The following is a 6,585-nucleotide window of genomic DNA, read 5'->3' as shown; positions in this document are numbered from 1 at the left end:
GATCTCCTGGTTGAAGGCGACGTCCTTGGATCCGCCGAACATCACCAGGGTGTTGGTGAGGCCGAGCAGCGCGCGAGCCTCGTGCTCGCCGAAGATGCTGGTCAGCTGGGGGCGGGTCTGGGCGGCCCAGATGAACGAGAGCCCCAGGGCCCGCTCGTTGGCCATCCGGGTGCGCAGCGTGGGAAGCGGTGCGGTCGAGGGCAGCTCGTCGAGCACCGAGACCAGGGGCGGGCACAGCCGGCCTCCCCACGGGGAGCTGTTGGCCAGCAGCAGGCCGGTGTCCAAGACATGCTCGGCCACGGCGGTCATCAGCGGGCTGGCCGAGGCGTAGGGGTCCTCGCGGCCGAGGAGATAAATGGTGCCGCGGCGGCGGATCACGTCGGCCAGGTCGGTGGCGGGGTGGCCGGGGCTGGGGATGCAGCGGCGGCGGATGTCGGCCTGGAAGAACAGCGACACCGCCTGCTGCACCGTGGTGACGGTGTTGCCGGCGGTGCGGTCGTCGCCGTTGAGCGCGCCGTGCAGCAGGCCGTGCCAGAACGGCTCGGCGTGCGGGTGGCGTCGCAGGATTTCCATCGGCTGGGTAGCGGCGGTCGGGTTGGCCACCCACTGCAGCACGTCCTCGAGGGTCCTTCCGGTCAGGGCCGCGGCGTGGAAGTAGCCCTGCAGCACCTTCGCGGACTCCGCGGCGTAGAAGCGGGCGGCGTCGTCGCCGGTGCCGCCGGTGATCGCGCCCTTGACGGTGCCGGCGGTGAAGGCCTTGGCTCGCCGCTCGGCGACCTTGGGGTCCACGCAGCCGGCGATCGGATCCCAGATCAGCTCGTCGACCCCATGACCCCAGATGCCCTCGGCCAGGCCGAACGGGTCCAGGACCACGCATGGCCGGTCGTCGCGGGAACGTTCGGTGAGGCTGAGCAGCAGGTCCTCGACCTTCGTCAAGGTCACCAGGGCAGCGCCCGGGGCGCCGAGCAGCGCCGGGGTGAGCAGGTCGAGGGTCTTGCCGGAGCCCTGCGGGCCGATCACGCCGGCGGTGCGGTCCCACGGCACCCACAGCTCGCCGCCGCGCGGCTCGTGTGCGTCGCCGATGCGCCAACCCACGTCCAGCGGGTTGAACCTCAGCTTCATCGCTCCTCCTTCGTGCGGCGGCCGTCCAAGAGCCACGGGCTGAGCCCGTGGCCGAGCTGTGGCCCGGGTTGTTCGGTGAGGTCGCCGGCGGCGCGCTGGACGGGTGCCGTCGTGGCGGTGGTGTGCTTTCCGTAGAGGTCGGGCCGGACGATGCCGGCGACCTTGCGCAGCCGGGTGACGCCCAGCAGCTTCTCGGCCTCGGCGGCGGTAGCCATGCCGCGCATGCGTCCCGGGCCCCAGCGCTGGTAGGCCCACACGCCGACCCAGATCGTGGCGGTCAGCAGGGCGGCTTCGGTGAGCGCGAGGCTGGCCCACACCAGACCGCGACCAGCCAGTCCGTCGGGGGTGGGTGTGGGCAGTCCGGCGTCGGCGTGGCCGCCGAGCACGCCGGGGAGGCTGGTCCAGAAGGCGGTCCCGATCGGGGAGGGGAACGCGCCGGCGTTGGCGTCTGGCCAGGTCCACCCGGCGCCGGCGAGCAGGTTCGCGACCGATCGGCCCAGCTGGATGCCGATGACGATGACGAACAGCGTCGCCAGGGCGACGGCGACAGGGATCTCCCAGGTCCAGGGGTACGGGTCGCGTCGGCGCTCTCTCTGCATGGACTCACCTCGTGGTCGAAAGTTCTGGCTAGTCACCTATGTGCCGAGAGGACCCGGCAGCGATCAGACGGAGCGGGTCGGCTTTGAGGCGTTCTCAGCCAGCCAGGTCGAGGGGTCGACGTTGTCGGGGCCGTAGATCGAGCCGTTCTTGAGGTGGACCTCGAAGTGGAGGTGGCAGCCGCTCCCGTTGCCCTCCTTGCCGACCTGGCCGATCGGCTCGCCGGCGGCGACCGTCTGGCCGCGGCTGACGCTGACGCTCTGCATGTGTGCGTACCAGGTGGTCAGCGAGCCGGGTCCGGTGGTGACCTTGACCAGCTGCGGGCCGGCCCAGCCCTGGCTGGTGTCGATCTCGATGGTGCCGGCGTGCGCGGCGTAGACGGTCGTGCCGCAGGGCGCGGAGAAGTCGGTCCCGGTGTGCCAGTTGGACCAGTAGGGGCCGGTGTCGTGCCAGTTCTTCCGGTCCGTTCCGATGTACTGCGCGGGAACCGGGTAGACCACCTCGTCGCAGGACGCGCCGTCGAGCCCGATCGGGGTGACCTTGGCGTCGGGCAGCACGTTGATGTGCGGGTGGTCCATGTGGTTCGCGGTGGCCGAGCCTCGGTCCTCCATCCGCCGCCAGCCCTCGTCGGCGCGCGCGACCGACCAGATGCGCTGGTACCAGATGATGTAGTCGATCCCGAGCTCGCGAGCGTGGGCCTGCGCGTACGCCACGAGCGCGTCTCCTTGGGCCTTGCCGGCGGGCGTGAGCGGGACCATGAAGTCGGCCGCGAGCCCGGCCGGGTGGCCGTTGGGGTCGGTGGCGCTCTCGCGGTAGCCGCCGACGGTCTTGATGTCGAACATCGGGCCGAGGATGTTGACCAGTTGCGTCAGCTGCGGCTTGACTGGGCCGAGGTTGTAGTTGGTCGCCTGCGCGACCGCGCAGCCCGCGCTGCTGCCGGCGGTGGTGGCGACCACCAGCGGGTGGTCGGCGATCTTGCTGGCCTGCGTGCTGTTGTCGACCTTGGCGCTGGCCCAGGTGAGGTTGGCGCTGTAGATGTGGTCGATCGGCGCGTCCTTCTTGGGCTTCTTGCAGGGCTCTGCCGATCCACCGAAGGCGTTGGTGAGCTCGGGGGTGAGCGCGCAGTGTGAGGAGTTGTTGCCGTCCTTGCCGTCGTTGAAGTCGCCCAGGATCACCGCCGGGACCCCGGTGCCGGCGAGGTCGGTCATGGTGGCCAGCTGGCGGCGCAGCGCTTCCTTGCGGTGCGCGGCGGCGTTCCCGTGGGTGTTGGCCGGGTTGTGGATGCTCCACACCCAGATGACCTGGCCGGTGGTCGTCGACGTCAGCTGCACCAGGGGCATGCCGACGTCCTTGCCGCCGAAGTAGGGGATGTCGACGAGGCGGCCGTCGGTCTGCTTCCACTCGTTGCGGTCCCAGATGACCCGGTTCTGTGCCTTCCCGCTGGCCGGGTAGATCCCCCACTTGGCGGCGTACTGGTTCTCCAGGGCGTTGGCCTGCGGGCCGTGCACCTCCTGGAGGCCGGCGATCGTGACGCCTGCGTTCTCGATCGTGCGCATGGCTCCGGGCAGTCGCTTGTCCCAGGTGTCGTAGCCGGGCCGCTCCCCTGCCTTGTCGGTGTGGCCGGCGCCGAGCAGGTTGAGGGTGCCGACGGTGACCGGGTTGATGGTCTCGCCCTGGCAGTTGGCCACGTTCGTGGTGGAGCCGTTGTCGGGAAGGTCGGGCAGGTCGCCGCCGAGCAGGTCGGTGATGTCGCCGGCGACGTCCTCCCACTGGGCGTAGGCGTCGGGGTAGCCGGAGCGCTGCACGGCCTGGGCGGCCGGGGTCAGCGGCATGTTCTGCCAGCCTGGGATGTCGAGCAGGCCGGGGTTGCCGGTGTGCTGGGCTTCGCCGAAGAAGGCCCGTGCGGCGAGGACCGGGTTGGTGACCTCGGCGCGGCTGCCCCAGCCCTGAGAGGGGCGCTGCTGGAACAGGCCGCCGGAGTCGCGGTCGCCGCCGGTGAGGTTGACGAGCTTGGACTCTTGGATCGCGGTGGCGATGGCGATCTGCAGCCCGCGGCGGGGCACCTGGAGGTCGCGGGCGACCTGGGCGATGGTGATCGCGTTGCGGGCCTGCTTGGCGGTCATGGTCGGGTAGCTGGAGGCGAACCGCAGCCGCATCAGCTGGGCGAGCACGTTCCCGGATGGCGGCTCGGCCGCCGTCTTCGTGGTGTGGGCGGCGTTCACGACGCCGGCGCTGGTGGCCGCGGTCGTGGGCGCGCTCTCGGGGCCGGCGCCGTTCATGGAGAGGCGGGCGGAGATCCAGTGGTGGTCGGAGACCATCGTTCCGGACCATCCCCGCTCGAGGCGCACGCCCTGGTGCTGGGGGAAGAAGACGAAGTCGACCGCGTGGTTGTGCCAGCCGTAGCCGGCGGCCTTCATCTTCGCGGCCGCCGCCCACGGCAGGTCGGTGTAGGAGGCGTGGGTGTTCATGTCGCCGCCGATGAGCACCGGGCCGTGGGTGGCCAGCGAGTTGCGCAGCTGCAGCAGGATGTCCATGCCGGCGCCGTACTGCTGGGGCCGGGTCAGTGGCGGGTTCCCGTGCTGGCGGGGGTACTTGTGCGGGTTGGTCATGTGGTGGGTGGAGATGACCGAGACCACGGCGCCGTCGGCGCGCTCGAGGATCACCCAGGTGGCGAACCGGTCCCAGGTGACCGCCCGGCCTTGGTAGTAGGTGTTGTCGTCGACGACGAGGGTGACCCGGCCGCCGTTGGCCTTGGACCAGGTGTCGCGCTTCCAGAGCACGACGTTGCCCATGGAGTTGTTGTCGCCGGTGTGGTCGGCGACCCGGAACGCGCCGTAGCCGGGGGCGGCGGCCTCGATCTGCGTCAGGGTCCACCCGCTGGCCTCGTTGAGGGTGACGAAGTCCGGGTTGGTCGAGAGGACCTTGGGCATGGAGGCGCGGAAGCCGTCCAGGCCGGACCGGCGCGGGATGTTGGCCTGCGCCAAGGTGACCTTGCCCTTGACCGGGCCGCCCACGGGCCCGTCGATGACGCCGAGGTCGCCGAGCTCGGTGGGGGCGGTCTGGTTGGTCTGGGTGCGGCACTCCGCGGCCGCGGTCGTGCTCATGACCACCATCAGGGAGACCAGCAGCGGCAGGCCCATGAAGATGATCAGGACCGGCAGTCCGGCGAGCAGAAGCTTCTTCACGACAGGTCAGTCCCGTGCGCCTCAGCCGGCAATCTCTAGGAACTCAGGTTCGATCGGACGTCCATGCGCTCCGACCTGCGTCTGTGCAGGTGGCGTTGGCTGAGCTCCCGGACGGGCTTGAACTGAGCAACCGTCGCCCCGGCTGACAGTTTGGCTGTAGTATCGACGCATGATCGCCTCGCTTGAAGATGGTGACTGATGGGCTTGGTGGCGTTGCCGGGTGGCAGCGCGGCTGATCCGGCACTGATAGGTGCGCAGGCGGTCCAGGACTTCGAGCAGGAGCTGGTCGACCAGTACGCGCTGGCGATGTCGGCGGCAGGTCTGACGGACCGCCATATCGGCGGGACTCGGGCGATCGTCATCGAGTTCGCTCGCTCGCTGTCGAGGCCGCTGTGGGAGGCCACCTGCGCGGACGCGGACGCGTTCTTGGCCCAGCAGCGCCGGATGGGGCTCAGCGTGTCGACCCGGGCGGGCAAGGCGGGCGCACTGGCGGGCTTCTACGAGTTCGTGATCGCCCGCTACGCCGGCACGATCCGCCGCGCGACCGGTGTTTTGGTCGAGCAGCCGATCGATGAGTTCAATCGCCAGTCCGGGGCATCGCTGGGCAAGGTCCGAGTGCCGCCATCGGATGAGGAGATCGACGCGCTGTTCACCGCCTGGCGCGGGTCGGTCCCGCAGGCACGCAAGTACCTTCCCGCGGCCCGCGACTACTTCGCCGCATCGCTGTGGCGCCGACTCGGGCTGCGCATCAACGAGACCGTCATGCTCGACATCCGCGACTGGCGCCCCGATCTGGGCGAGTTCGGCAAGCTCCACGTCCGCCACGGCAAGGGCTCGGGCGGCCGCGGACCCAAGCCACGGCTCGTGCCCGGAATCAACGGCGCGAACCAGTTGATCGACTGGTGGCTGGCCGAGGTCCGCCCGCAGTATGGCCACGATTGGGCCCACCCGGACGCGCCACTGCTGCCCTCTGAGCGGTTCGACCGCGATCTGGACCGGTGCGGACGTGTCGGCGCGAACGCGCTGCGCCGCGCCCTGGGAATCCAGGTCGACGAGTGGTTGCCGGCGTGGTCGGGACGGATGACGCCACACGTGCTGCGGCACTACTGCGCCTCGTCGCTGTACGCGGCCGGGATGGACATCAAGGCGCTCCAGGAGCTCCTTGGCCACCAGTGGCTGGCCACCACCTCGGGCTACCTCCACGTCCGCAGTGACCACATCGAGCGCGCGTGGAACAGCGCGAGCGATCGCGTTGAAGCCCGCCTGTGCCTCCATATCGACTGACCCGACTGATGCACTGAAGGAGACGATCCCGATGCAGTGGAACCTGCGGCTACGGGCCGCCGAACGAGGGATCTGGAAGTCCGCAGAACTGCGCAGGATGCTGGCAGAGGCCGGGCTCGAGATCTCCGCCGGGAAGATGTCGTCGTGGTGGGCCGGGACCCCGCCCACGATGCGGCTCGAAGAGCTCGACGTGCTGTGCGCCGTGCTCGAATGCACCCCGAACGACCTGATGACACCCGAGCCGGACAAGGTCGCCGCGCGCTGTCCCCGCAACACCGACGCCGCCAACGGCAACGGCGGAAACGGGGATGGCGATCCGAACGGCAACGGCGGCGGCACGCCACCGGCGGTCACACCGCGGCTCGGCAAGCCCCGCTCGACCCCACCGCTGTAGCCC

5 protein-coding genes are annotated in these 6,585 nt (G+C 70.2%); 2 read left to right on the top strand and 3 right to left on the bottom strand.

The window, feature by feature from the left end; all coding sequences use genetic code 11:
- The 3 genes from FHU40_RS18840 to FHU40_RS18830 form a co-directional block, all read right to left on the bottom strand.
- A partial coding sequence (locus FHU40_RS18840) for a type IV secretory system conjugative DNA transfer family protein (RefSeq protein WP_183593739.1) occupies nt 1-1,122 on the bottom strand: 1,122 nt, incomplete at its 3' end.
- Nucleotides 1,119-1,721, bottom strand: a complete 603-nt coding sequence (locus tag FHU40_RS18835) for a hypothetical protein (protein WP_183593738.1) — start codon at nt 1,719-1,721, stop codon at nt 1,119-1,121. The genes FHU40_RS18840 and FHU40_RS18835, both read right to left, overlap by 4 nt.
- Before the next feature lie 63 nt (nt 1,722-1,784).
- Complete coding sequence (locus FHU40_RS18830) at nt 1,785-4,904, bottom strand: VldE C-terminal domain-containing protein (protein ID WP_183593737.1); 3,120 nt, start codon at nt 4,902-4,904, stop codon at nt 1,785-1,787.
- Nucleotides 4,905-5,102: 198 nt separating this feature from the next.
- Between FHU40_RS18830 and FHU40_RS18825 the strand changes: the two genes are divergently transcribed.
- Together FHU40_RS18825 and FHU40_RS18820 are read left to right on the top strand one after the other, a co-directional pair.
- Nucleotides 5,103-6,188, top strand: a complete 1,086-nt coding sequence (locus FHU40_RS18825) for a tyrosine-type recombinase/integrase (protein ID WP_183593736.1) — start codon at nt 5,103-5,105, stop codon at nt 6,186-6,188.
- Between the two features lie 31 nt (nt 6,189-6,219).
- Nucleotides 6,220-6,582, top strand: a complete 363-nt coding sequence (locus FHU40_RS18820; RefSeq protein WP_183593735.1) for a helix-turn-helix domain-containing protein — start codon at nt 6,220-6,222, stop codon at nt 6,580-6,582.
- The last annotated feature ends 3 nt before the right edge of the window (nt 6,583-6,585 follow it).

It is taken from the genome of Nocardioides soli, from assembly GCF_014191495.1.
In the GTDB taxonomy this organism is placed as follows: domain Bacteria; phylum Actinomycetota; class Actinomycetes; order Propionibacteriales; family Nocardioidaceae; genus Nocardioides; species Nocardioides soli.
Note: the sequence above shows the minus strand (reverse complement) of the source record. Positions and strands in the feature narration are given on the sequence as shown.